Below are 23,353 nucleotides of genomic sequence, written 5' to 3' on the forward strand. Positions count from 1 at the left end.
ATGCAATGATTCTAACGTACCAAAAGGATTTATCCCGCCTATGAGGGGGTTTATTGATATGAAAGTACTCATTACGGAGTATGTCTTGAGTACGTACTATGGCGATAATTCCATTATTGACTTAATGCCCGAGGCAATTGCCATGGTTAGGTCTCTGGTCAGATCATTAATTGTTAGTAGGGCTTATGTGGGTGTGACTATTAGTCCCTTTATTAGTTCCTCATTATTACCCATTAATGGTAATGTCATTAGGGTTGATCCTCATGATTACTTCAACGAGGTTAAGCGCGTGAGTGGTGATTTTGATTACGTAATTGCGATAGCGCCTCCCAGGGAATTAATTAAGGTAGTTGATGTTATTGATGATGGCAAATTACTTCAACCGCCCAAGAACCTAATTAAGCTCTTCTCGAATAAATACGATGCAATTAAGGAATTAAGTAAGTGTGGATTTAGGGTTCCCAAAACTGAATTGATAACCTCCAATGATGTGAATAACCATGTTCAGCAATTTCATTCACCAGCTGTTGTCAAGCCTACATACCTAGCTGGGTCTGAGTGCGTATACCTGGTAAATAATGATTATGAATTAAGGAGGGCCTTAGCATATGCGATTAATTGTGATCCCGACGGTATGGCTGTTCTTCAGGAGTTTATTAATGGCGTGCATGGTAGTATTTCCATCGTGTATGGTGTCAATGGTCCATTATTCTACTCATTAAACCTTCAATTCATAAAGAATGATGCAGGATCCCTTCACTTCATTGGAGGAATACTACCGATTAGGAAGAGGGAGTTACAACGAGAGGTTGAGGGATTGGTGCATGGCATCTTTAGTTGTTATCCTGAATTGAGGGGCTACGTGGGGTTAGACGTGGTTTGGAATGATGGTGGCATTCACATTATTGAGGTTAATCCTAGGCCAACAACCTCTATCGCTGGCATTGTCTCGCTTTACCCAGGTTTTGGTAGGCATATCCTTAGTACATATAGTAAAGATGCCATGGGTACTATCTTTTTAGGTGATGCCGTAAATGGTTACGCATACTATGTGCTTTACGACAATGATTCTGAAAAGAATTTAGGTACTGATGATATTGATAAAGAGGTTATTTCTGTTTTTCAAAGAAGTTAGAGGTAGGCAGGGCAGATGATTTAATTAAAATCTATCAAAGAATTAAACCATTATTAAGTAATTTAGTGTACGATATAAACATTATTTTGCATTAAGTAAGGCTTAAATAATGCCGTTGAGCCGTCCTCGTAATGGTAAAGCTTCTAGTCAGTATTAAGGAGCCGGGCGAAATCCTAGATGCGGTGGATGGCGGTGCTGATATTATTGATGTTAAAAATACCGAGCGCGGAAGTCTTGGCCTTCCATCATTAGGTGTGGCGAGGGAGGTTGCATTAAAGATTGGTAAATTAAAGGAGAAGAGTGCGCCGTTGGGTGATGTGGATCATTATGATGAATACCTCGCATATACGCCTACGTGCTTAGCGAGTTGGATTATGATTATGTGAAGGTCGGTATTAAAACGAACTCTAGGGAGGAGGCTATTAGGATAGGTCATGAGGTTGTGAACGCTGTTTCCCATAATGTTAAGGTTGTCCTTGTGGGTTATGCCGATTTCCAGAAATTTAACACATTATCACCGTTCGACGTTATTGATATTGCTAATTATGTTGGTGCTGATGGAGTAATGATAGATACGTTGGGTAAGGGTGGATACTCAACCTTCGATATACTCACGCATCAGTATTTATCGGACTTCGTTAGTAAGGCGAAACAGTATGGTCTTTTCACGGCATTGGCTGGTGGATTAAGAATCGAGCATATTAGTATGGCTGTGCATCTTGGTTTTGACGTGATTGGCGTTAGGACTGCAGCTTGTCAGGGTGGGAGGAATGGAAGGGTTAGGAGGGACCTAGTGATGGAGTTGAAGAGGAAGATCCTGCAGGTTGAGAAGAGTAACTTAGGGAGTTATTAACGTGTATTCGTCATCAGCATCGCTAATGATGCTATTTAATACCCATGGCTTCCTAGCATTGAATATCGCGACGCCTTATTGAACATCTTAATTAGGGTCCTTAGATATGCATCAACAACATCACTATTCATATCATCAGCCTTTACCCTCCTTATGAGTCGCCCATTAATTATTATGCCGTCAATCATCTTCGCGAGTATTGTCATGTCAAAACCTAGCACATGCGTTAAGTAAAGGGTTATTGAATCACTGGTAACGGACCAAGTATGGGGTAATTCATTGGTACTCCTCATTATTTCATAGGGCATTATTAACGGAATTCTATCTTGAATTGCCACTACCTCATTTAGATCGGTAATCTCCTCGACAATGCTTGGAAACATGCTTGAGATGTAGGAGCCGTAAACCTCCATCGCCTTTATTGCCATCCAGTGAGCAACGTCATCATTAAACCCCACCCGTTCCTGTAAATTCCTAACTAAATCCGCAAATTCACTACCACCAGGAATTAACGCTATGAATGCTGTACCTCTATGATGAATATCATATATTGTATTTATCAATTCCCTTAAGACACTGGGATACTTAATTAGGTGACCACTAACCTTAAGGACATACCTCTTCATTGAGCTCACCCTTAATAAGCATTAATGAAGCTGCATATGCAGGAAACACGCCACTAACTGGCGCATTTAGCATTTGGTCGATATCTATAATGCCCCTAAACCCAGCCCTACGTGACGCTTCACGGGCTATATGCTTACCAATGCCAGCTATAACTGCATCGAATAATGATGGTTTAAATCCCATTGACGCAATCCATGATCTAACCTGCATTAATGCCTCAAACACCTTAAATACCTGGGCTTCATATATGTACCGGGCTATCTCAATAATCTCGTCACTATTAAGCATGTTAGTATCTGCACAGGGAACACGCGAGAGCCTAACCATGGCCTCGTTAATGCTTTTACCCCTACCATCCGCTGTCTCTGACGTATATTCCTCAGAACTTATATAGCCTAAAACTAGGTGAACATCCCCCGTAAGTGCGAAACGCTCAAAGGATACTCTGGCGAAGTAGCCCTTATAGGGTACCTTATCCACTATGGTCGCCACATTAGCCCTTAAGGCACCTGTATAGACTAGCTCACCAACAATTAATTTTTCAGGGTCCGTCCTACCCCTTACAGTCACCCTTCCATTTATCACGGGTATTATCGTCGTTGTCGTACTGCCAATGTCTATGAATACGAAGTTAATGAGATTGAAAGCCCTACTCAGGCAGTTCTCCAGGTACCAGGCAGATGCTGCCCAATTAGCTGCGGCTATCCTTAGTGTGTCAGTTAATGCCTCGTTTGCCTTAACGAGTCTTATGTCGCTCGATACGTAGTAATTAGATAGTGAGTCATTAAAAACGTCCTCAACAGCATTTATTATGTACTTAACACCAACATCCTTAGTTTCAAACACATCACTCAATTCAGCAGTCATTGTGGATACGGTGTAGTACTTACCCTCACTGCTCAGGTTAAGGCGTAATTTAATTTCGTTCAATTTCTGATATAATGAATCAGCACCATTTATCCAGATGGGATTGTAAACCCGAATTATATTATCTATATTAATTCGATTAGAACCCACGCTTAACTTTACAGCCTTAATGTACGCACCGCCTATGTCTAAGCCCACGACGGTGTATGATTCGTAGGGTTTACTCATGAATTCATCTCAAGAAGAGAATGTATTGATAATAGGTTTTAAGCTTATATGGATTTACCGCCGAATCACTTCTTTTGATAGAACGGATGGGCTAGCTTATCCTTCTGTGCCAATATATCGTCTATCTTCGGCTCACCCGTCATGGCCCTCTTAATAGCCAGCTTAACGGCTTCATAATTATATTGATAGACCTTATCGGGATCCTTAGCCGCTGGGTGTATGAATACGCCAGCAATTATTACGACATCATCAACTATATCCTTAGGAATAACACCCTCAGCAACAGAATCAACAACGGCCTTAGCAACTGCGTACTGAGCAGGGCCGAAGATCATCTCTGCCTGCTTCATATTCTCAATAGTCACCTTAGGAACTATCAACGTGAACGGCTTAGCCGGCCAGTTCGGGGTTATTACGGCATATAATTTCGTATGTCCACGCGATTGATGCGCAAGACCAAAAGCAAATGCGATACCTGCTGGGCCGTCCTTATCACCAATTATTAAGTCTATGTGTGCAACCTCATTACCTTCACCAACCAAAGCCTCACCAAACCTAATACCTAGCTTGGGCTTACTTACATTTGACATGCTTAATCACCGGTATGCAGCATCTTCTTAAATATTAAAGCATTACTCCTCTAATAATTATAAAAAATAACTATATATCGATGAATATATTATTTCATGTACAATTATGACAAATTATTAAATAATTTCGAGGAAATTATTGTAATTATACGAGAATCCTAAGATCAATGTCAACGCCTACATCCTTTGGGTGAAATCCATACTTAATCATCGTGAACTCCCTTCTAAATTCAATGACTTCTTTCCTCACATTGCCTGAGTCTTCACCCTTAATTAATACCCTAGCCATGAACTCAGCGATTGCCTTCATTTCGTCCTTGCCCATTCCGAATCTTGTCATTTCCTGAACACCAAGTCTTAGCCCACTTAATTCGCCCCTAAATGCTTTGTCCCACGGTAGTGCGGTTTTGCTTACGATTATATTAGCCTCCTCAAGCAATGCTGCCGACTTAGCGCCGCCACCTAATTTAGCAACATCGACAAGTACTTGGTGAGTCCTTGTAAATCCCTTATTTTCAGCAACTACGTTAAACCCTAACGCATGTAGCTCCTCGGCTAAGGTCCTCGCATTCTCGACTATTTGCTTAGCATAGGCCTCACCGAACTTCATCATCTCTATACCGTCACGGCTGTTGCGGCATACCTATGGTGATGATAATTAGATGTTAAGCCGGGGAATACCGCCTTCTGTATTTTGCTAAATAACTCCTCATTATTTGTGAAAATGATCCCTCCTGAGGACCAGGGAAGGTTTTATGAGTTGATGATGTCATAATATCAGCACCTAGCTCAAGTGGATTTGGAAATGCCTTACCAGCGATTAAGCCAAGTACGTGGGCTGAATCATGAAGTAATACGGCATTAACCTCATGAACAGCATCAAGAAGCTCCCTAACTGGGTGCGGAAATAAGTATACGGAGCTGCCCAGTATTACAATCTTCGGCTTAACTTCCCTTATCAACTTTATACTCTTATCAACATCTACATTAAATTCGTCATTATCCCAGGGTAAATTCATTACCTTTAATCTTAAGATACCGGGTGCGCCATTGGCTCTATGACTTATGTGTGAACCTGCCGTTATTGGTATTGAGAGTATTGTGTCGCCAGGCTCCGTCAACGCCGCATAGACTGCGGTATTAGCTATGGTGCCTGATATAGGCCTTACATCAACAAACTTTGCGTGAAATAATTGTCTCATTATATCTGTGAGCAAACCCTCAAGGGCGTCAATGTACTTAGTCCCTTGGTAATACCTATTACCTAACGTACCTTCTGCGTACCTACCCTCCATGTCGTTTAGATAGACGTACTCCGCCAGTGGACTCATCACGTTTTCGCTGGCTATTAGATTTATGGATTCCAGCCTACGCCATCTATTATGTACTTTAACAAGGTCCAAAACCCTACTTAGTGCTGAATCGATATCTAACGACATTTAAGAATGATAAGCCCTAATCTATTAAAGCTTTAATATCCTGCCCAATTAACCTATTCCTTTGGGTATTACGAAGCGGTGGATTAATTAATCTCTACGCAGAATAGGAGAGAGATGGCCACCAGTAGTAATGACATTAAGTTTATCGATGTTGTGAAGGCACTCGAGAGTATTGAGGCGACTACTCAAAGGACTGTGATGGCTAAGCTACTCTCATCGCTCCTCAAGAAGACTCCACCAAACGTTATTGATAAGGTCATTTACTTCATACTCGGTCAATTAAGGCCTGACTGGGAGGGTGTGGAGCTTGGTGTTGCTGAGAAGCTCACCTTCAGGGCCATTGCCAACGCCACCGGCGTGCCTGTTAAGCAGGTTGAGGACCTATACAAGAGGCTCGGTGACGTTGGCGAGACCGCAAGGAGAATAATGAGTAGTAAGCCGCAGCAGGCCGGTGGTAAGTCAATACTTGAGTTCTTCGGCGGTGGCGCAACTGAGGAGTTGACCATGGGTAAGGTGTACGACACATTAATATCCATAGCAAGGGCGAGTGGTGAAGGTGCCCAGGACACTAAGGTTAAGCTACTAACCTACCTATTCTCAAGGGCTAAGCCCGAGGAGGCTAAGTACATTGCCAGGTTTGTAATTGGTAGGTTGAGGCTTGGTGTTGCTGATATGACAATACTTGACGCCTTGTCAGATGCCTATAAGGTGCCTAGGGAAGCCCTCGAGAGGGCTTACCACATTTACCCAGACCTTGGCTACATAGCAAAGATGGTTGCTCAAGAGGGTCAGAATGCGCTGGCTAAGATTCATGTGACGCCTGGCGTGCCCATACAACCAATGCTTGCTGAGAGGTTAAGCACTTCCGCAGAGATCCTGGCTAAGTTGGGTGGTATTGCCATGGTTGAGTATAAGTATGATGGTGAGAGGGCTCAGGTTCATAAGACTAGGGATGGGGAGGTTAGGATATTCAGTAGGAGGCTTGAGAACATAACGTATGCTTATCCGGATGTGGCTGAGTATGTTAAGGAGGCTATTGATGCCAAGGAGTTCATTGTTGAGGGTGAGATAGTGGCGATAGACCTGACACGGGTGAGTTTAGACCCTTCCAGGAATTGATGCATAGGAAGAGGAAGCACGATATCAAGGAGGCAATGAAGGAATACCCAGTCAACATATTCCTATTTGATGTAATGTATGTTGATGGCCAGGACTTAACAAACCTACCACTCATTGATAGGAAGAGGAAGCTACTCGAGATCCTCAAACCAAGTGAGTATGTGCATCTCGCCACGTGGAGGGTCATAAATGATGCTGAGGAGTTGGATAAGTTCTTCCATGAGGCCATAAGCGATGGTTGTGAGGGTGTCATGTGTAAGTCCATTAAGGCTGACTCGATCTATGAAATGGGCGCCAGGGGCTGGCTCTGGATTAAGTATAAGCGTGACTATAGGAGTGAGTTGACGGATACCCTGGACCTAGTGGTTGTTGGTGCCTTCTGGGGCCGTGGTAAGAGGGCTGGGACCTACGGCGCACTACTGATTGCTGCTTACGACCCGAAGACTGACCAGTTCTACACAGTGAGTAAGGTGGGTAGTGGATTCACGGACGAGGACCTGGTGAAGCTTAAGCAGATGCTTGACCCGTACAGGATACCGCATAGGCATCCGAGGGTCGTCTCTAAGATGGAACCAGACGTGTGGTTCGTGCCAGCCGTGGTGCTTGAGATAATTGGTGCTGAGATAACCCTGAGCCCACTGCACACGTGCTGCATGGGCGCCATTAGGCCTGATGTTGGTTTAGCCATTAGGTTTCCGAGGTTCACTGGGCGCTATAGGACTGATAAGTCGCCTGAGCAGGCGACCACGGTGGATGAAATCCTCGAAATGTATAAGGAGCAGAAGAAGGTGAAGATAGAGGAGGGTGCGAACCCGTAGGAGTGCATTAGATTGATTAAACGATTATTCACCGCCCTCCTCCTTCAATACCCTTTCCAACGTCCACCTTGTCGCCCTAATTATCTCCCTAAGCCTCTCATCGCTCCTGTAATTCCTAATGACTATGCCAACCACGTTATCACCATCAAGCTTGACCTCATAATTAAAGGCCTCCTCACGTCTCAACTGGCCGTCCTTAACGAGTTTATCATCCTCCTGTTTGAAGCCCTCGAGTATTTTATCCTTAAAGAACCTCCTGAACGCCGTGTTATCCTTATTGAATGGCTTTATCGGCTTAATGCTAATCCCATTCTCATAAACCTCCACCGTACCCAGCAGCTCATTACCGACCCTAGACCTTATCTCTCTCGTCTCCACCAGCTTGCCAAGGTCCTGCTGCTTACTCACTAACTCCGTAGCTGGGACTATTGATTGCGACTTAATTATATTGTCAATAAAGCTCTTAACCTCATTCAATAAGTCAAGCTCCTCCTGAAGCTCCTTAATCCTGCTATCCAACTTATCCCTAAGCTCGAGCAATTTCTTAACATCTACTGTGTTTTCCACGGTTAAGAATTAATAAGTCCAGTTAATAAAGCTACGCGTGAAGAAGCAGTCGGTAGTACTGTCAATGGGCAATCTGAACCTAGACATTTACATTAAGACTGACGCAATACCAAGGCCTGATGAATCCGTTGATGCCTACGAGACCTACATGGGCGGTGGAGGCTCCGCGGCAAACTTCTCCGTCGCTGTGGCTAGGCTTGGGCTTGGCTCCAGGTTCCTGGGTTCCGTGGGTAATGATCAATTTGGCGACATGTTAATTAGGGAATTGGAGTCAGAGGGTGTTGATACCAGGTTTATAAAGCGTGTTAGTCATGAGAGGACGGGTACCGTGGTGGTCATCGTCGGCTTAGATGGGTCTAAGCGAATGATTAGGTATCCGGGGCTAACCTGGGGTTGACGCCCAATGATATTACTAGTGATGTCATGAGTGGTGTATCGCACGTTCATGTAGCTCTCGGTAGGGTTGAAATTATTGAGGCGGCAAAGCGGATTGCTAAGTCCCTTGGATTAACGGTCTCGGTAGATGGGGGCACGCCATTGGCTAGGAAGGGGCTTGACGTAATTAAGGATGTCATTAACAATGTTGATATCTGGTTCATGAATAGTTTTGAGGCGAGGGAGTTGGGGCATTCAGAGAATGTTGTTAGGGCTGCGGAGAATATAGCAAGTAGGGTTGAGGTTAGGGAGTTGATAGTTACGCTTGGTTCCCGTGGGGCATTACTGCTTAGGGATGGTGAGGTTAAGTATTCTGATGCGTTTAAGGTTCCTCCAGTGGATACCACGGGTGCTGGTGATACCTTCGCAGCGGCCTACGTGGTCGCCTCCGTACTCGACCTAGACCCAATAGATAAGTTAATCTTCGCTAATGCAGCAGCTTCACTTAAAGTCATGAGGAGAGGTGCTAGGTCATCGCCCAGGTTAAATGAGGTCATTGATTTCCTCGAATCCCTTGGATATGCCAAGTTGGCAGATGAAATATTAAATAAGCTTTCCTAAGTTGTTTAGTAATGGAAAAAACTTATATATGTAGGGACTACTTTCTGTATTGGGAGTTAGGGGATTACCGTGTCTAAGGTTAACGTACAGGTTAAGGTTAAGTACTGTGATGGCACTTGGTGTAACTTCCAATACTTCAGGTGCGCCAAGAAGGCTTTGAAGATCGCCAGACAGGGTAATAGGATAATTACCCAATGCACACTATTTGGTGGATCCTGCATAGGGTATAAGTGTCAGTACGCAGTCTGCGAGGCCCACGTGATGGCTCCAGACGGTAGGTGCTTGCTCGATCTTAGGAATATGGAGGCCAAGGAGAGGGATATCGTTGAGGAGGCTAGGAAGCTTGATCAACAAGCCTCAGTAATTAATAGGCATTTAAAGAAGCTTGGGCTTAAGGACTACATGTAGGTCACCCAATGATCAAAGCCATAATCTTAACGGCAGGGCTTGGTGAAAGGCTAAGACCACTTACCTACCTAGTCCCTAAGCCATACCTGCCGCTTCGTGATGGCCTAATCATTGAACGAATACTGAGCTGGGTTTTATCCCAGGGCCTTAAATATGATGATGTGATAGTGGTGACGGCATACATGGCTGATAAGGTCATATCCATATTGGGTAATTCAATGCCTGGCATTAAATTCGTAGTGGCCGATCAACTATTAGGTACTGCTGGGCAGTTATGGTATGTGAAGGAACTCATTAATGATAATGATGATGTAATAGTCATTAATGGTGATGTATTGACTAACGTTTCCTTGGTGAAGGCCCTTGACTATCATAAGTTAAGCAATGCCGATATGACTATAGTCTCGATTAAGTACAAACTAACCGCTAGGTACGGCGTACTTGACATAGGCCCCAATGGTGAGTTTAAGGGATGGCTTGAGAAGCCCGTTATAACGTTGCCGATAGTAACTGGTATATACATAATGAAGGGATTGTTAATTAGGAAATTGAGTAAGGAGAGACTCGATATGAATAAGTATGTGGAGGACCTACGGCAAAACAATGCAAGGATCATGGTTTTCCTGGCCGATGCCGACTATGTTGACCTTGGGGTACCTCAGGATTACCTTAACTCATTGGTTGCATGACCATTGTACCATAAATCATTCAACGCAATATATATAAACAATTAAAATAAGGGAATTATTAATAATGTCTAGGGCTGTTTGTCCAGGACTTGAAAGGACGGCAAGCGGCTATATGTGTATGTATGCGCAGAGGCCGATCAATCCATTTCAATGGTATTGTTTTGGTGATTATTTCGAGTGCCCAATATATGTTCAGTACATGAAAACCAAGGGCGTTCAGGCAAAGGCCGAGACCAAGCCCTCACAGACTGTACAGCCATTACAGCAACAAGCTCAACAGCAGACCCAGCAGATAGCCACTACCATGCAGGTTACCGCAGTGACTACCCGCGTCGAGGTTACGGGTGATACCGAGGATGAGTTGATTAGGAGTAGTGAGTCGATAATATCCAGGTTTGAGGGTAGTGCTAAGACCCTTAATGATAAGTGGAAGGATTATGAGAACTCTGTACAATCAACTAGGCAGAGTTGGGAGGTTGAGAAGGCTAGGTTGAGAAGGTACATGGTCATTCTTGAGAGGATTCGGGATAAGTACACTGAGGATCTTAAGGAGGTTGAGCTTAGGAGGAGTATGGGGCTTATTAATGATGATGCCTACAATAAGCTTAGGGATAGTATTCAGAAGAAGCTTGATAAGATTAGTGATAAGCTTAAGGAGCTGAACGCCAGGTATCAGGAAGTTGAATCAACAATTAACCAGCATTATAAGAGGCTGTTAATGACCACGGTGACGCCTGAGGTCAGTAAGCTTAAGCTTTCCCTGGCTAAGCTTGAGGAGATGTATAGGGATGGCAAGATCAGTAAGGAGGTTTATGAGAAGTTGAAGGCTGAGATTGAGGGGTGATTTCATGAGCGAGGAAATGCTGAAGATATACGAGGAGCTACTAAAGCAAATTAATAAGGCGTATGACAATTATACCGAACAAATAAAGCGACTTAACAACATGTGGGCTGACTATAAGACTGCAGTTAGTAATGTCAAGCGAAATTGGGATGCAGACAACATATTATTGGCACTCAGGGTTAACGAACTTAAGGCCAGTATTGACTCACTACGTGAAGAACTCGAAATGCTCAAGGTTAAGAAGGAACTTGGTCTCATTGATGATGATGAATACTCCAAATCCTCAACCGAACTTACAGATACATTAACGAAGCTAACCAATATGTATGAGGAGGCTAAGTCGAAGATTGACGAGATAGATAAGGGTATTAAGGAGCATTGGTTTAGGTCAATGGATGTAACCTCACTAACCACTGACCAGGTCGATAGCATGATTAAAGAGCTTGAGGATAATAGGGCTAAGGGTGAAGTACCTGATGATGTATATAACAGGGTTAAGGCTGACCTCGAGCTTGTGAGGAGAGTCGTCCAGGCCCTGGCACTAATAAAGACTGAATCAAAAACCTGAATTAATAACGTTCATTTAAAAATAATTAGTTACGTATTTGATGTTGAGGAGTTCAATCTGTGAATTCTAACAGCCTCCTTGTAGGACTTTATTATACCGTATAACCCAATTATGCCAACCACGGAAATCACAAGTAGGAACCCTATGTCTATTGCGTCGAGGTTTGGTATTGGTATTCCGGTGCTTATGGCCCACGCATCTATTTGCGGAAGGAAGATTATCAAGAGACCAACCAGGGCGAATACTAAGCCTCCGTAATAAAGCGTGATACCCGCCGTCTTCCTACCCACGTACTTAACCTCCTCCTCCGTGAACTTCTTAGCCCTTAGTAATCCGCCGAAAACAGCGCCAAGTATTACCTGCATTATCATGGTTCCTATCCCAAACATTAGACCGGGCAGTGGTGCGTACCAAATACTCGGCATTTCGGGGGCGAGCACAAACGTTATTATTGACGCATAGGCACCAAAGCCGAAGCCAGCTATTAATCCGTGCACAATAGTCATCTTTATCGGAACCTCCCTCGGGTGAGCCTCATGAAGCGGTATTCTCTTGGCCTCATTCGTATGGTGCTGATGACCACCGAGTAATACGTCAATTGGTATATGTATGTACTTACCCCTCAGGATGTATGAACCGGCTATGGCCATGACAAGACCAACCACGAAGTATACCGGCCCATCTAGGTTATACTTCATGTAGAAGTAGGCAAGTCCTATGTAGCTAGTGTTGTTAAAAGAGCTCTCTGTATCGTGAAGCCCAGGGAGAATAGGAAACCAGCCTTCATACCGCCCTTCGTACTATACGCACCAACTGCGTAACTGAAGGTTATCGGCCACGTGTGCTCATCAGGTGTTATTCCATGGAGCATCCCAAGGAATAACGACACTATTAGTATTTCGACGACCGGTAATTGACTTGGTGGGTGGAGTAGGAAGTTTATGTTAAATATTCCCAGTCCAAGCACTACCATGGCTAGCGTAAGCATTATCAGGTTCATCGACTGTATTAGACCCAATCGTGTTTTCATGTTCATTAGGGTTACCCTAAAGTAGGGGTTAATAAACCCTTCTGGCTCAGTTAGTTTTATAAATCTGATATCGGATTAGTTATCGATTTAGAACATGCCTAAAGATAGGTTAATTAGTGATTCAGGGGATAATGAGGTAGGCATGAAAAGCCTTTACACGTATATGAGTAATGAGAAGACTAGGGTTGCATTACTCTCATTACTAGCATCAGTACTGATAACGGTTATGAATATTGCTGCGTGGTTGCTCACAAACTCCCTAGCCGTTCTAGCCGAAGCTATGCATACATTCCTCGACATACTCGTCACATCAATAACACTGATCGCCGTAAGCATAGGCTCTAAACCACCTGATGTGGAGCACCCGTTTGGTCATGGTAAGGCCGAAAGTATTGGTGGGCTCTTCGGCTCATTATTCATAATAGTGGCTGGTATACTCATTGGTTATGAGAGCGCTGAGCGTATAATAATGAGGGTGCCGTTTAGCCCCGACATAGTGGCTATAGTCGTCATGGCCATAGCGATAATCATTGACGTAAATAGATCAAGGGCGTTAAGGAGGGCGGCGATTAAGTGGAATAGTAGGGCCCTTGAGGCTGATTCCTACCACTTCCTAAGTGATGTCGCTATTGAGAGCTCGGTTGTCGCCCTTATGGTTGTTGGATTACTAATGGAGAGATTGAGCATTGGATTATTTGATGAGTGGGGTACATTACTTGATGCCCTGGTAGCCTTCGCAATAGTTATGTACTTCTCGGTAATTGGCGCACGAATAATGAAAACATCAATAGATGAGTTAATGGATAGGGTATCTGAGGACCTCATTAATAGGGTCACCAACGTTACCAAGTCTGTGAAGGGTGTCGTATCTGTTAAGGACGTTAAGGCTAGGAGGGTTGGCTCAATGGCCCATATAGAGGTGACGATAGCGTTTCCGACCACCTAAGCATTGCCGATGCGCATAGCATAGCCGACAATGTGGAGACGGCTATAAAGCGTGAGGTTGGTCCATCAATAGTCATGGTTCACGTGGAGCCTGAACTCCGTGAGAGGGTGGAGAAAGTCCTTGCCGGTGTTAGGAATCCGTTAATTGTTAATATTCATGAATTGAACATAATGGAGTCACAAAACGGTGTGGTGGTTAGTATGCACATGGTGGTTAGGAGCGATGCAAAGCTGAGCGATATTAACAAGGTAGTAAATGAGGTGGAGGATAGGGTAAAGCAGGTAGTACCTAATGCCCTGGTTTGGGTTCACCTGGAGCCTGATAAGAGGACTATAAATATTGATGAAGTAAGGAGGGTTGTTGATTCCGTTTGTTCTAAGTATGGTGGTCATGTTGGTGATATTAATATAGTCGACGTTGAGGGTGTTAATGCGATGCGCATTCTAGTTTATTTACCACGTGATATGAGCATTACCGAAGCCCATAACATTGCCAGTGAAATAGAGAGTGAGATAGCGAAGGTATACAGCATGCCATACCACGTAGTAGTCTCGGTGCTACCCGACGCCAAAACCTTATAACCCATTACTCAGACCATAGTGTGATCGCTTGTGCGTAGGGAGCTTGTCTTCACATTTAATAGTATGAGTGAGGCATTGACGTTCATGGAAATGGTTACTAATAAGATTAAGAGTAAGGAGTTGCTGATTCGGTATGATGCTGGTAATGGGATTAGGGTTTGGATATCAATACAGGGTGAGCCACATGAGGTTGAGCTCTACTCAATGGAGGTTAAACGCGTGTACAATGATATTAAGTTGATGAGGGGTAAGTTCGGCACGCGCACCTACGACGTATCACTAATACTTAGTAAGGCTAAACTCAGCGCCGCCATACCAATAGATTTAGTAATCGACTTACTTCAGGTCAAGGGCATAAGCGCGGAGCTTGATGATTCTAGGATAAGGGTCGCGGGCGATGTGGGGCTTGATGACTTGGTAAAACTTGCTGAGGATATCTCCAGGATTTACAGTGAGTTAATGGACATGGAGGTTTCGGCACAGGCTAAGAGGATAATAGCGCTTTATGCATTGTTAATGGGTAAGGGCGTTAAGGATAGTATCAATGAATTACTCAGTAAAGGATTATTGTCCAGGTACGGCGATACCGACCTACTCGTCCTATCAATGGATTATAGACATGCCCTATCAAGGCTTCAGGACCTCGTGGGTGGTAAGGGAAATACAAATTAAGGCCTTAATTACTACTTGGTATTACGTAATGAACATTAATAACTATATCGAGATTAAGGAGTTGACCAAGGAGGTCATTCAGCAATATTTGATGAATCAGTACCCCTGGGGGATCATAACCAGGCCACTCACGCCGGTGGCGATGGCGATACTCTCGATAACGTATGCCATAACCGTAGCCATGCTAGTACTAAGTCTAATTCAGATATCCGTATTCGTGAGGTACGGCATCACGAGCCTTAGATACCTAAAGACGCACGGTAGAATTGATAATTCGAGGATTATCGATTCAACGCATGGGTTGCCATTCGTATCAGTGTTAATACCAATTAAGAACGAGGACATACTGACAGTAAAGAGGAGCATAAGGAACATGGCAGTACTCAATTACCCCAGGAACCTATTCGAGGTACTGTTCATAAGCGATGATCCTGAGTACTACGTGAATAGCCTCGTGAGGGAGATAATACCCTTGGCAGATAAGTTGGGTATTAACGTTAGGGTAATACGTAGGGAGGTTAATAAGGGCTATAAGGGTGGTGCCCTCAACTACGGCATTAAGTACGCTAAGGGCAGCGTTATTGCCGTGTTCGACGTAGACACGGTAGTACCCAGCGATTACCTAATTAAGGCCGTGAATGCACTGTTAAGTGGTTATGACACAGTCACTGGTGTGTGGAAGGGTTACTACACAAGTAATACTGTCGTTTCCAAGCTCCTCAAGTTCATATATGATGTGTATAACGAGGTCTTCTTTAGGGGTAGATTCCTAAGTGGTAGTTTCCCTGCGTTAACTGGGAATAATATCGTTATCTGGAGGAACGTCCTTGAATCCGTCGGTGGGTTCTGCGAATGCACGGGTGAGGACCTGGACATAACCATAAGGCTTAGGGCAAAGGGTTACAGGGTGGGCTTGATTGACTCGGACGTATATGTCGAAGTGCCGCAGACGTACCTAGCACTCAAGAAGCAATACAGTAGGTGGTTATTTAGTAGCATTTGGAACTTTAAGCATAATTTACGGTTGCTACTTTCGAGCAAGGATATGACTATTTGGGAGAAGGTTGATGGAATTCTCTGGATGCTTCAATTACCAAGCCTGTCTTTCGCCGCATTATCGATACTCATTACCGTGATACTCTCAGTGATTGGCATCCTAGTTCCACCAATGCCAATACTACTTCTTGAGACCCTAAACGCCATCACCGTTCTATCCCTGGCCATGGTGCTATGGTCAATTAGTAGACGTGTTGGTTACTCAACACGAGACTTCCTAATTAATACCGCCAGGTCGGCATTGCTCGCCATGATCATGTCCTTCCCAATGCTCATATACTCGGTGGAATCATTGATAACCGATGAATGGGAGTGGATACCAACGCCGAAGGGCTACTCAACCTATAGGTACCCAATCCTAAGGGGCTTAGTACACGAGTTATCGATAACCCTAATGCTGGCGGCCGTAATGGTAATACTGATATTAAATGACCAGTTAATATTCATGTTCTACATAGCTGACATATTGGCAATACTCCTGTACGGATTCAGTTTAGTAATCCCACGCAGATGAGCAATCGTGTGAAACATTAATTAGGGGAGTAAGCCCTTACCTGGGCTGGCATGGTGAGTACATATGACGTTATCGTGGTTGGCGCTGGACCATCAGGCTCCATAGCGGCTTACGTGGCCACTAGGCTTGGCTTGAGGGTATTGGTGTTGGATAGGTTTAGGTTTCCGAGGATTAAGCCCTGCGGTGGTGGTTTAACGCAGAAGTCCGTGGCCCTGCTGAGGAGTCTTGGTATTGAATTAAATGGCGTTATCAGAGGTAGATGCAGGAGGGTGGCCCTAATCAATAGTGCGGGCTCCTTCCTAATAACCGATGATGAACCAATAGTGAACGTGGTCTCCAGGGATGAGTTTGACAATTACCTACTATCTAACGCCCTAGAGGCTGGTGCTGACTATATTGTTGATAGGGTTGTCAGGGTCGACGTTAATAATGATAGGGTTAACGTCATTGGTGTGAATAACGCCTACGTGGGTAAGTACGTCATTGCTGCTGACGGCGCGAACTCCATAGTGGCCAAGCAATTGGGTAATAATTTGAGGAGAGACGCGGCCATGGCCTTCATGACCATCGCACGTGGCAATTACCTGGATGACCTATGCGTGATCGACATGACGAGGATTAGGTGGGGCTACTCATGGGTTTTTCCGCGGGGTGGTGGGGAGTACGATGTGGGTATTGGCTCAATACGTTGGGAGGACTATAGGCCGTTACTCATTAATTACGTGCATGACATCGACATGCGGGAGGGTGAGGTACGTGGGCATCCAATACCGATTAGAGCTCGTGATAGGATAGTTTCCAGGCGCATAGCCCTGGTTGGCGATGCTGCTGGGTTAGCTGACTCAACCACCGGTGAGGGTATATTCTACGCAATGTATAGCGGCGCGTTGGCTGCCTTGGCATTGAGGAGTTCAAGCAGCCCGGCAGAGTTCGCAAGTAATTACCTGGAGATTATTACGCCATTAATTAGGAACCTATCATTGGCGTATTACCTATCGTTGGGTACGTATGGAATTGACCACCTAGTGATGGGAAGACTAGGGCTAAGTGCGTTTTCTATGCCAAGCACCAGGAATTTAATCAAAAGGATAATGAGCGGGAAGACCTGGTACTACCAAGTGCCCATGTCCATGATTAAATTCTCAGTATTGAGGGGACCTCAAATGTTACTTAAGGGAATACTTCACGGATAATTTTTAATTTGGTAAAACCCAGATTAAGTAGGACCTTATTCTTCGGACTCTTCCTCGAATTCCTCGGTTCCTGCTTCTTCCTCCGTGCCCTCGGTAGTTCCCTGCGTTGTTGCTGAACCCTCCTGAGTTACCTCGGCAACGGCATATGACCTACCTATTTTCGTTATCTTAACCTTAACCTTATCCCCTGGCTTTGTATTTGGCACGAAGATTACGAAGCCCTTCACCCTGGCTATACCATCGCCCCTCTTAGACGTCTCTACTATGCTTACCTCTATTACGTCACCAACATTTACTGGCTTAGGACCTCTCGGACCTCTACCCCTACCTCTTTGGAAGTTTCTCCTTCTCGGTCTTTCGGACTCGGACGTAGTAACCGCCTTACAACATTATTGGAGAGTAACCCCTTTATAAATCATTCTAGGGCAGTTAATATTTAAGTCACTTCAATGATTAAGAGTGTGAGTGATGAGCACCTCTGATTAGGATGCATGACTGAGCCAAGCCCCAGACTGAGCGATTAATTGATTATATGCGGCGTAACTATGAAACATCAATAATACTTAATGAATCGTTATTTATTACCGCTATGTGGGGCTTGGTGCCGCTATACGGTCCAGCCCTAGACGAGAATATAGTGAGTACCTTACCTCCGTGATTCCACTTATAACCCTGGGGCGTATACTCATGACCCCGAATAATCATCTTTAACCCACTACTGCTGAGGAAGTTCTCCGTCAGCGCCGAACCAAAAACGTACGTGCCTGGTCCCCTAACGATATTCGGTTCATAATATTTAACGTCATCCGATGGGTCATTCCATAATAACTGAAATGTTACTTCATTGCTTGGGACCTCGTCAGGCTTCGGTAGCTTAGCTATACTATCAATGCTAACATTATTTATGGGTAAACCGCCATGAACCAGGAAGTACTTATCATTAAGTATTGCGGATATGGGCATTTGCGAGAATAAGTCCTTCAACTTATCATAGAGTGAGTCGCCATCGTAAGGCCCAAACTTCCTTAGCAACTCCATGTAGAAGCCATACTCATAATTAGTCAGTGGCGATTCATGATTACCCCTCAATAGTACGGCCCTATACTCAAGGAACAACCTCAATGCGAGGTACAGCGTCTCTATTTGATGCTCACCCCTATCCACATAATCACCGAGCATTATGTAGGCCCAATTGCTCGGCGGAAACCTCTCTATTATTCGTAATAATGTATTTACATCTCCATGCAAGTCACCAATTATTACGACCTTGCTCGCCGAAACCCTGAGTAATGGTTCGTAGGTACTAAAATCGCCATATAATTTATCAAGATTCTCCTTGAGGAATTCCTTAATTGTTAGGATGTCCACGTGTAGTCATAGCTAATGTGTAATTTAAATAAGTTATACTTAGGTTCAGGGACTTAGGTGATGATGATGTGATCATTAAAACCAGTTGATAAGTTTTTAAATTTTAATTTCAATCATTAATTAAATGAATGCGCTTGAGATTTTAGTAAGGATTAAGAGGATTGTTGAGGACATAGTTAAGGAAGCCTTCATAGTAAAGGCAATTAAGGAAGGCTCAATAATGTCGCTAAGTACCGAGGACTTGATAAACCTATATCCGTACAATGCCTATGATTATAGGGTTGATGGTAAAAACCTTGATTATATAATTACTGAGGACTCCCTGACCTGTTAGCTGACTTGGCAAGGATAAACAATTGGTCTATCGACAATATTAAGTATGCGGAATTCAATGACTGCATATCAATAGGCGTTAATGAAGGCATACTATCAGTGACCTGTAAGGACAAATCAATACGCGAGGGAGAGAGGGTGGCATACCTTGATAAGTCATTGATGAGGAAATACGGTATTACTATTAATATGAGAGTCATTGATGGAGAATTACTAGTGCCTCTTGAGAAGGTTTTTGAGAACCCAACTAGTATAGTTGTGGAGAGCTTAGTAACGCTGCCCATATACTTCGTAGTAAACCCAACTCATTTAGGCCTTGAGTTACTTGCGGATGCATACATATACCTCCTTACCAAGGGCTTAAATAGAGTCCCCACAAATGCGGATGCAGCTGAATATTTAATAAGTAATAATAAGTTGAGCGATGCATATATCAAGGCCTATGTACTAAGGGAGGACCTCAATACGCTCAGTGAGTACTTGGACATTAAGATTAATGAGAGGGATAGCGCCATTGAGTATTTAATAAATGGTGAACACGCCCTAACGGCATCCATAATACAGGGTAGCATCAACCCAAACCTACTCAAGATAAACTGGATTGACCTAGAAATATTCAGGATGAATGGCATTGGCATAAACTTAATCGATTTAGGTAGTACGAGTGTACTCGACTGCTCGGAACTTCTTATCGAGAGGACTAGGGAGGAGTTCCGTGGGATCCTATAATACTACATCGTTATCATTAAGCACATTATTAATTGCCTGGTTGTTATTTGACATTTTCCTGAAATTCCTAAGCACCATACCTGGCGTCCTCATCATCGGCCTTATATAGCTCATACCAATCCTTTGGGCAAGCACCTTCAAGTCCTCATCACGGTACTCAATAGTTACCCTCGGCGCTGAATGCAGGAACTTTATTAATGGCTCAAGCATATCCAAGTCATTACCAACAAGTAGCGGTATTGTTAGTGTGGTAATCACCGTACCGTTAAACCCAAGGACCCTATTAATAAAGCCCTGAGCCATCCTAGGCACTGTGAACGCCGCATCAATATCATCGATGAGGAGAACCCTCGCATTTACGTCATTATGGCAATTAATAAGCTTTATAGATCTAAACCCAAGCTCATTATATGTATTCACATAGGCCACGGGTATTTTCAACCTCCTCAACCTATTCATTATAGCCAGTAATGCCGTGGTCTTACCACTACCCGACTCACCCATTATGACCAACACCCTCTCATTACTCATAACCCTACTTACCGCCCAATTAATGACTTCCCTAATCGATGAACCAATCAACGAATCCTCATCAACCCTCCCGCAATTAATCACATAATCATACATCAATAATCATAATCTCCACGAAATAAAATTACCATATACTTACAATAATCGGTAATGCCTAAGAAATACATGGGTAATATCATTAAGCAAACTGGGAACTACACTTTTAAGCGCCATAGGGATTATATGCGTGTCGTTCATAGAGTATAAGGGAGTATTCTACAGATTGCTGCACCCAAGACCAACAATATTACTAATCACGCTATGCCCTGGTGATAGGGTAAATGCCATGCCAGCGAGCTGGAATATGCCCATATCCGAGGAGCCACCAACAATTGGTGTAGCCGTTTATAGAGAGACATTCACATACCAATGCCTCAACCACCACCCAGAGGCCACGATAAATGTGCCGAGTATAGAGCATGTTGATTTAATATATCGGCTTGGCTCTGTTTCGGGTAGGGATGTGGATAAAATAAAGGAGTTCGGGATTAAATTAGTACCGAGTGATGCCGTTAAGGTACCAACCTGGGGAGACGCCATTGCCGTTTACGAGGCAGGGTCATGAATAAATTTGATGTAGGTGAGAGTACGCTCTTCGTCTTCGAGGTCCTCAGGGTCAAGGTGAAACCGGGGATTGCCGATGAGTGGAGCATAGACTTTAGCAAAACGAATATACCACTCCATGGGGCTGGCAGGGTGTTTCACAGGGTTGATCCGAGGAAGGTGTTTGCAAGGAAATCTCTTAAATAAGTAATGCGTTATGACGTCATTAATGGTTCTTAGTATTGCCGTCGTTGGGTGTAGGGGGTTTGGCAGAGTGCACCTGAATGCCCTGTCCAAATTACGTGATAGGTATGGGTTGGAGCTCTACGTATTCAGTAGAACGGAGGAGTACGCCAGGGATTGCCAGAGGGAGTATCAAGCCAGTGGTTACTTCACTAGGTATAGTGACGTGCTTAGGTCCAGTGTCGATATAGTGGATCTGGTGGTCAGTCATGACGCCCACATGCCAATGAGCATAGCAGCGCTTGAGGCTGGTAAGCACGTGATGCTTGAGAAGCCCATAGCCAGGACGCTCGAGGAGGCCGTAGCCATAATAAACATCGCTAGGTCCAGCGGTAGGAGGTTCATGGTCCTCGAGAACCACTACTTCGACCCATCGGTGTGGAGGGCTAGGGAGTTAATGAGCCAATTGGGTAGGGTCTCATTGATTATTGTTAGGAAGCTTCAGTACAACTCACCAGGTGGTTGGAGGAGGGTTAGGGAGTTGATGGGTGGTGGTGCACTTATTGATGGTGGTATTCACTATGTTGATATGCTGTTGAACCTGGGCGGTGACTATACCGAGGTTAAGTCCGTGTGCGCACATGGGTTTTCTGGGATTGAGGGTGAGGATATCAGTGCATCAATCTTCAGGTTTAAGAGTGGTGCCGTGGGCGTCCTACTCTACTCCTGGTCAACACCAGGCGGCAATGCAGCACCTGCCTTTGAGGTTTATGGCGAACACGGCTTCATAATGGAGGATCCAAGCAGTCATGTCCCGGGTAAGCCATATGGCGATTTGATAATTAATATTGATGGTAGGCAGGAGAAAGTCGTTGTTGAGAAGGTTAATGCTGTTGAGAGGGAGATTGAACTCTTCATACAATCAGTCACTAATAATGCTGATGTGCCAATGCCCCCCGAGATGGCACTGCGTGATTTAAAGGCCGTGCTAGATGCGTATAGGGATTGTGGAGAGTTAGGTGTGGGCCTTTAGCAGTTTAGTATGTCCTCATAAACCACCTTCTTATTTAACTCATTTAGTATTTCGTGGTACATACCGTCATATATTTTCATGGCCTTATCACTAACCTTTAATTTATTGAACACTTCCTGGGTAGCCCTTGGTGGTACCACTTTGTCCTCGCCTCCGTGCATCATCATTATGGGTACCGATATATTATCGACGTACTTCCAAACACTCCTCGAAGCCCTAACCAATTCATGCAGTATCCTGACCGTGGGCTTCTTAAACACGAGTGGGTCATTTACGTACTCCTCCACCACCTTCCTATCATGCGTCAGGAACTCGGGGTTTATTGGCAGGTTCAGCCTATACCTTGGTGATAACGCATTCAGTAGTGATAGCAATAGCCAGGAACCGGAACTAACATTAACGATTGCCGCCGCGCCACTGGTTATTGCTGCATGAACGCCCTTACCCACCCTACCTAGGTAATGAAGCACTATTAAGCCACCCATTGAGTGACCGAACAGGAATGCCGAGTTAAAGCCGAACCTCTTGAGCATTAACTCTATGAAGCTCTCCAAGTCATTTAAGAATAGGTCGAAGTTATCCACGTAACCAAGGTCCTTGGGATCTGCCGTTAGCCCATGACCCCTCAAATCCTGCATGCACAGGGAGTACCCATTGCTCGATAGGTAATTACCGAAGTCATTATACCTACCACTATGCTCCGCAAAGCCGTGGACCCCAATCACAATACCCAGCGGCTTATCAGCCAACCAACACCTATAGTACGCATTAATACCCGTGCCCAGCGAGATCCTATCCTCAATCCTCTGTGTCATAAGATAATTGTTAAAGCGATGGCTTTTAAGCATATGAAA

At 44.3% G+C, this 23,353-nt stretch carries 24 protein-coding genes and 5 pseudogenes; 19 read left to right on the top strand and 10 right to left on the bottom strand.

Annotation, left to right across the window (positions count from 1 at the left end):
* Positions 1-58 precede the first annotated feature (58 nt).
* The 3 genes from JCM14467_RS11105 (at position 59) to JCM14467_RS11115 (ending at position 1,988) form a co-directional block, all read left to right on the top strand.
* Positions 59-1,135 carry an ATP-grasp domain-containing protein gene (locus tag JCM14467_RS11105; RefSeq protein WP_054850188.1) on the top strand — a complete coding sequence of 359 codons (1,077 nt, stop codon included), beginning with the start codon at positions 59-61 and terminating at the stop codon, positions 1,133-1,135.
* Between the two features lie 131 nt (positions 1,136-1,266).
* Positions 1,267-1,521: a (5-formylfuran-3-yl)methyl phosphate synthase gene (locus JCM14467_RS11110; protein WP_054850189.1), complete on the top strand. Its 255-nt coding sequence runs from the start codon at positions 1,267-1,269 to the stop codon at positions 1,519-1,521.
* Complete coding sequence (locus tag JCM14467_RS11115) at positions 1,491-1,988, top strand: (5-formylfuran-3-yl)methyl phosphate synthase (RefSeq protein WP_054850190.1); 498 nt, start codon at positions 1,491-1,493, stop codon at positions 1,986-1,988. The genes JCM14467_RS11110 and JCM14467_RS11115 overlap by 31 nt, the downstream gene beginning before the upstream one ends.
* Before the next feature lie 35 nt (positions 1,989-2,023).
* Here the strand turns inward: JCM14467_RS11115 and JCM14467_RS11120 are convergent, their stop codons facing one another.
* The 4 genes and pseudogenes from JCM14467_RS11120 to glyA all read right to left on the bottom strand — a co-directional run bounded on the left by JCM14467_RS11120 (position 2,024) and on the right by glyA (position 5,739).
* A complete protein-coding gene (locus JCM14467_RS11120) occupies positions 2,024-2,614 on the bottom strand; it encodes an amino acid kinase family protein (RefSeq protein ID WP_054850191.1) in 591 nt (196 codons plus the stop codon).
* Entirely contained in the window at positions 2,595-3,710 is a 1,116-nt protein-coding gene (locus tag JCM14467_RS11125; protein WP_054850192.1) for a hydantoinase/oxoprolinase family protein, read from the bottom strand. Before JCM14467_RS11125 ends, JCM14467_RS11120 begins: the two co-directional genes overlap by 20 nt.
* Positions 3,711-3,775: 65 nt before the next feature.
* Positions 3,776-4,300, bottom strand: coding sequence for a formaldehyde-activating enzyme (fae, locus tag JCM14467_RS11130; RefSeq protein ID WP_054850193.1), 525 nt, complete (start codon positions 4,298-4,300; stop codon positions 3,776-3,778).
* Between the two features lie 145 nt (positions 4,301-4,445).
* A pseudogene (glyA, locus tag JCM14467_RS11135) lies at positions 4,446-5,739 on the bottom strand (serine hydroxymethyltransferase).
* Positions 5,740-5,874: 135 nt separating this feature from the next.
* On the opposite strand from glyA, the pseudogene JCM14467_RS11140 reads away from it, so the two are divergent.
* Positions 5,875-7,676: pseudogene (locus JCM14467_RS11140) on the top strand (ATP-dependent DNA ligase).
* A gap of 24 nt (positions 7,677-7,700) precedes the next feature.
* On the opposite strand, the gene JCM14467_RS11145 reads toward JCM14467_RS11140, so the two are convergent.
* Positions 7,701-8,243, bottom strand: coding sequence for a hypothetical protein (locus tag JCM14467_RS11145; RefSeq protein ID WP_054850194.1), 543 nt, complete (start codon positions 8,241-8,243; stop codon positions 7,701-7,703).
* 37 nt (positions 8,244-8,280) lie between these two features.
* Between JCM14467_RS11145 and JCM14467_RS20155 the strand changes: the two genes are divergently transcribed.
* The 6 genes from JCM14467_RS20155 to JCM14467_RS11170 all read left to right on the top strand — a co-directional run bounded on the left by JCM14467_RS20155 (position 8,281) and on the right by JCM14467_RS11170 (position 11,748).
* The gene (locus JCM14467_RS20155; protein ID WP_342765536.1) at positions 8,281-8,640 is read left to right on the top strand and encodes a carbohydrate kinase family protein; all 360 of its coding nucleotides are present in this window, start codon (positions 8,281-8,283) and stop codon (positions 8,638-8,640) included.
* Between the two features lie 26 nt (positions 8,641-8,666).
* Positions 8,667-9,239: a carbohydrate kinase family protein gene (locus tag JCM14467_RS20160; protein WP_342765537.1), complete on the top strand. Its 573-nt coding sequence runs from the start codon at positions 8,667-8,669 to the stop codon at positions 9,237-9,239.
* A 69-nt stretch (positions 9,240-9,308) separates the two neighbouring features.
* Entirely contained in the window at positions 9,309-9,647 is a 339-nt protein-coding gene (locus JCM14467_RS11155; protein WP_252901440.1) for a hypothetical protein, read from the top strand.
* An 8-nt stretch (positions 9,648-9,655) separates the two neighbouring features.
* Positions 9,656-10,336 (top strand): nucleotidyltransferase family protein, encoded by a 681-nt coding sequence (locus tag JCM14467_RS11160; protein ID WP_054850196.1) that lies wholly within the window; start codon positions 9,656-9,658, stop codon positions 10,334-10,336.
* Between the two features lie 64 nt (positions 10,337-10,400).
* The gene (locus JCM14467_RS11165; RefSeq protein WP_054850197.1) at positions 10,401-11,180 is read left to right on the top strand and encodes a hypothetical protein; all 780 of its coding nucleotides are present in this window, start codon (positions 10,401-10,403) and stop codon (positions 11,178-11,180) included.
* Positions 11,181-11,184: 4 nt separating this feature from the next.
* Positions 11,185-11,748, top strand: a complete 564-nt coding sequence (locus JCM14467_RS11170) for a hypothetical protein (protein ID WP_054850209.1) — start codon at positions 11,185-11,187, stop codon at positions 11,746-11,748.
* Positions 11,749-11,777: 29 nt separating this feature from the next.
* Here JCM14467_RS11170 and JCM14467_RS11175 read toward each other — a convergent pair.
* Positions 11,778-12,721: pseudogene (locus JCM14467_RS11175) on the bottom strand (hypothetical protein).
* A gap of 151 nt (positions 12,722-12,872) precedes the next feature.
* Here JCM14467_RS11175 and JCM14467_RS18110 point away from each other — a divergent pair.
* The 5 genes from JCM14467_RS18110 to JCM14467_RS11195 are packed head-to-tail and all read left to right on the top strand — an operon-like array spanning position 12,873 to position 17,740.
* Positions 12,873-13,724 carry a cation diffusion facilitator family transporter gene (locus JCM14467_RS18110; RefSeq protein WP_252901443.1) on the top strand — a complete coding sequence of 284 codons (852 nt, stop codon included), beginning with the start codon at positions 12,873-12,875 and terminating at the stop codon, positions 13,722-13,724.
* 32 nt (positions 13,725-13,756) lie between these two features.
* Positions 13,757-14,305 carry a cation transporter dimerization domain-containing protein gene (locus JCM14467_RS18115; protein ID WP_252901444.1) on the top strand — a complete coding sequence of 183 codons (549 nt, stop codon included), beginning with the start codon at positions 13,757-13,759 and terminating at the stop codon, positions 14,303-14,305.
* Positions 14,306-14,335: 30 nt separating this feature from the next.
* Positions 14,336-14,977 (top strand): DUF2067 family protein, encoded by a 642-nt coding sequence (locus tag JCM14467_RS11185; protein WP_054850198.1) that lies wholly within the window; start codon positions 14,336-14,338, stop codon positions 14,975-14,977.
* 28 nt (positions 14,978-15,005) lie between these two features.
* Positions 15,006-16,547 (top strand): glycosyltransferase, encoded by a 1,542-nt coding sequence (locus JCM14467_RS11190; protein WP_054850210.1) that lies wholly within the window; start codon positions 15,006-15,008, stop codon positions 16,545-16,547.
* 50 nt (positions 16,548-16,597) lie between these two features.
* The gene (locus JCM14467_RS11195) at positions 16,598-17,740 is read left to right on the top strand and encodes a geranylgeranyl reductase family protein (protein WP_054850199.1); all 1,143 of its coding nucleotides are present in this window, start codon (positions 16,598-16,600) and stop codon (positions 17,738-17,740) included.
* 35 nt (positions 17,741-17,775) lie between these two features.
* On the opposite strand, the pseudogene JCM14467_RS20165 reads toward JCM14467_RS11195, so the two are convergent.
* Positions 17,776-18,024: pseudogene (locus tag JCM14467_RS20165) on the bottom strand (TRAM domain-containing protein); the annotation flags it as partial.
* A 259-nt stretch (positions 18,025-18,283) separates the two neighbouring features.
* Positions 18,284-19,108 (bottom strand): metallophosphoesterase, encoded by an 825-nt coding sequence (locus JCM14467_RS11205; RefSeq protein ID WP_054850200.1) that lies wholly within the window; start codon positions 19,106-19,108, stop codon positions 18,284-18,286.
* Between the two features lie 124 nt (positions 19,109-19,232).
* Here JCM14467_RS11205 and JCM14467_RS18120 point away from each other — a divergent pair, with 124 nt between their 5' ends.
* Both JCM14467_RS18120 and JCM14467_RS11210 read left to right on the top strand, forming a co-directional pair.
* Positions 19,233-19,442 carry a hypothetical protein gene (locus JCM14467_RS18120; RefSeq protein WP_252901446.1) on the top strand — a complete coding sequence of 70 codons (210 nt, stop codon included), beginning with the start codon at positions 19,233-19,235 and terminating at the stop codon, positions 19,440-19,442.
* 5 nt (positions 19,443-19,447) lie between these two features.
* Entirely contained in the window at positions 19,448-20,170 is a 723-nt protein-coding gene (locus JCM14467_RS11210; RefSeq protein WP_252901447.1) for a hypothetical protein, read from the top strand.
* On the opposite strand, the gene JCM14467_RS11215 is transcribed toward JCM14467_RS11210, so the two are convergent.
* Positions 20,165-20,785, bottom strand: a complete 621-nt coding sequence (locus tag JCM14467_RS11215; protein WP_252901448.1) for an ATP-binding protein — start codon at positions 20,783-20,785, stop codon at positions 20,165-20,167. The two genes, JCM14467_RS11210 and JCM14467_RS11215, sit on opposite strands and share 6 nt — an antisense overlap.
* A gap of 142 nt (positions 20,786-20,927) precedes the next feature.
* Here JCM14467_RS11215 and JCM14467_RS11220 point away from each other — a divergent pair.
* Positions 20,928-21,490 (top strand): annotated as a pseudogene (locus tag JCM14467_RS11220) (flavin reductase family protein).
* A 22-nt stretch (positions 21,491-21,512) separates the two neighbouring features.
* Positions 21,513-22,499, top strand: coding sequence for a Gfo/Idh/MocA family protein (locus JCM14467_RS11225; RefSeq protein WP_054850202.1), 987 nt, complete (start codon positions 21,513-21,515; stop codon positions 22,497-22,499).
* Here JCM14467_RS11225 and JCM14467_RS11230 read toward each other — a convergent pair.
* Complete coding sequence (locus JCM14467_RS11230) at positions 22,496-23,314, bottom strand: alpha/beta hydrolase (RefSeq protein ID WP_054850203.1); 819 nt, start codon at positions 23,312-23,314, stop codon at positions 22,496-22,498. The two genes, JCM14467_RS11225 and JCM14467_RS11230, sit on opposite strands and share 4 nt — an antisense overlap.
* Positions 23,315-23,353: the final 39 nt, after the last annotated feature.

This window comes from Vulcanisaeta sp. JCM 14467 (assembly GCF_001316245.1).
Taxonomy (GTDB): domain Archaea; phylum Thermoproteota; class Thermoprotei; order Thermoproteales; family Thermocladiaceae; genus Vulcanisaeta.

Excerpts from the sequence above, each read along its gene's own strand:
- JCM14467_RS11190 (WP_054850210.1), top strand. The coding sequence starts at position 15,006 with ATGAACATTAATAACTATATCGAGATTAAGGAGTTGACCAAGGAGGTC.
- JCM14467_RS11170 (WP_054850209.1), top strand. The coding sequence starts at position 11,185 with ATGAGCGAGGAAATGCTGAAGATATACGAGGAGCTACTAAAGCAAATT.
- fae (WP_054850193.1), bottom strand. The coding sequence starts at position 4,300 with ATGTCAAATGTAAGTAAGCCCAAGCTAGGTATTAGGTTTGGTGAGGCT.
- JCM14467_RS18110 (WP_252901443.1), top strand. The coding sequence starts at position 12,873 with ATGCCTAAAGATAGGTTAATTAGTGATTCAGGGGATAATGAGGTAGGC.
- JCM14467_RS11165 (WP_054850197.1), top strand. The coding sequence starts at position 10,401 with ATGTCTAGGGCTGTTTGTCCAGGACTTGAAAGGACGGCAAGCGGCTAT.
- JCM14467_RS20160 (WP_342765537.1), top strand. The coding sequence starts at position 8,667 with ATGAGTGGTGTATCGCACGTTCATGTAGCTCTCGGTAGGGTTGAAATT.
- JCM14467_RS11110 (WP_054850189.1), top strand. The coding sequence starts at position 1,267 with ATGGTAAAGCTTCTAGTCAGTATTAAGGAGCCGGGCGAAATCCTAGAT.
- JCM14467_RS11195 (WP_054850199.1), top strand. The coding sequence starts at position 16,598 with ATGGTGAGTACATATGACGTTATCGTGGTTGGCGCTGGACCATCAGGC.
- JCM14467_RS18120 (WP_252901446.1), top strand. The coding sequence starts at position 19,233 with ATGAATGCGCTTGAGATTTTAGTAAGGATTAAGAGGATTGTTGAGGAC.
- JCM14467_RS11230 (WP_054850203.1), bottom strand. The coding sequence starts at position 23,314 with ATGACACAGAGGATTGAGGATAGGATCTCGCTGGGCACGGGTATTAAT.
- JCM14467_RS11105 (WP_054850188.1), top strand. The coding sequence starts at position 59 with ATGAAAGTACTCATTACGGAGTATGTCTTGAGTACGTACTATGGCGAT.
- JCM14467_RS11160 (WP_054850196.1), top strand. The coding sequence starts at position 9,656 with ATGATCAAAGCCATAATCTTAACGGCAGGGCTTGGTGAAAGGCTAAGA.
- JCM14467_RS11120 (WP_054850191.1), bottom strand. The coding sequence starts at position 2,614 with ATGAAGAGGTATGTCCTTAAGGTTAGTGGTCACCTAATTAAGTATCCC.
- JCM14467_RS11125 (WP_054850192.1), bottom strand. The coding sequence starts at position 3,710 with ATGAGTAAACCCTACGAATCATACACCGTCGTGGGCTTAGACATAGGC.
- JCM14467_RS11225 (WP_054850202.1), top strand. The coding sequence starts at position 21,513 with ATGGTTCTTAGTATTGCCGTCGTTGGGTGTAGGGGGTTTGGCAGAGTG.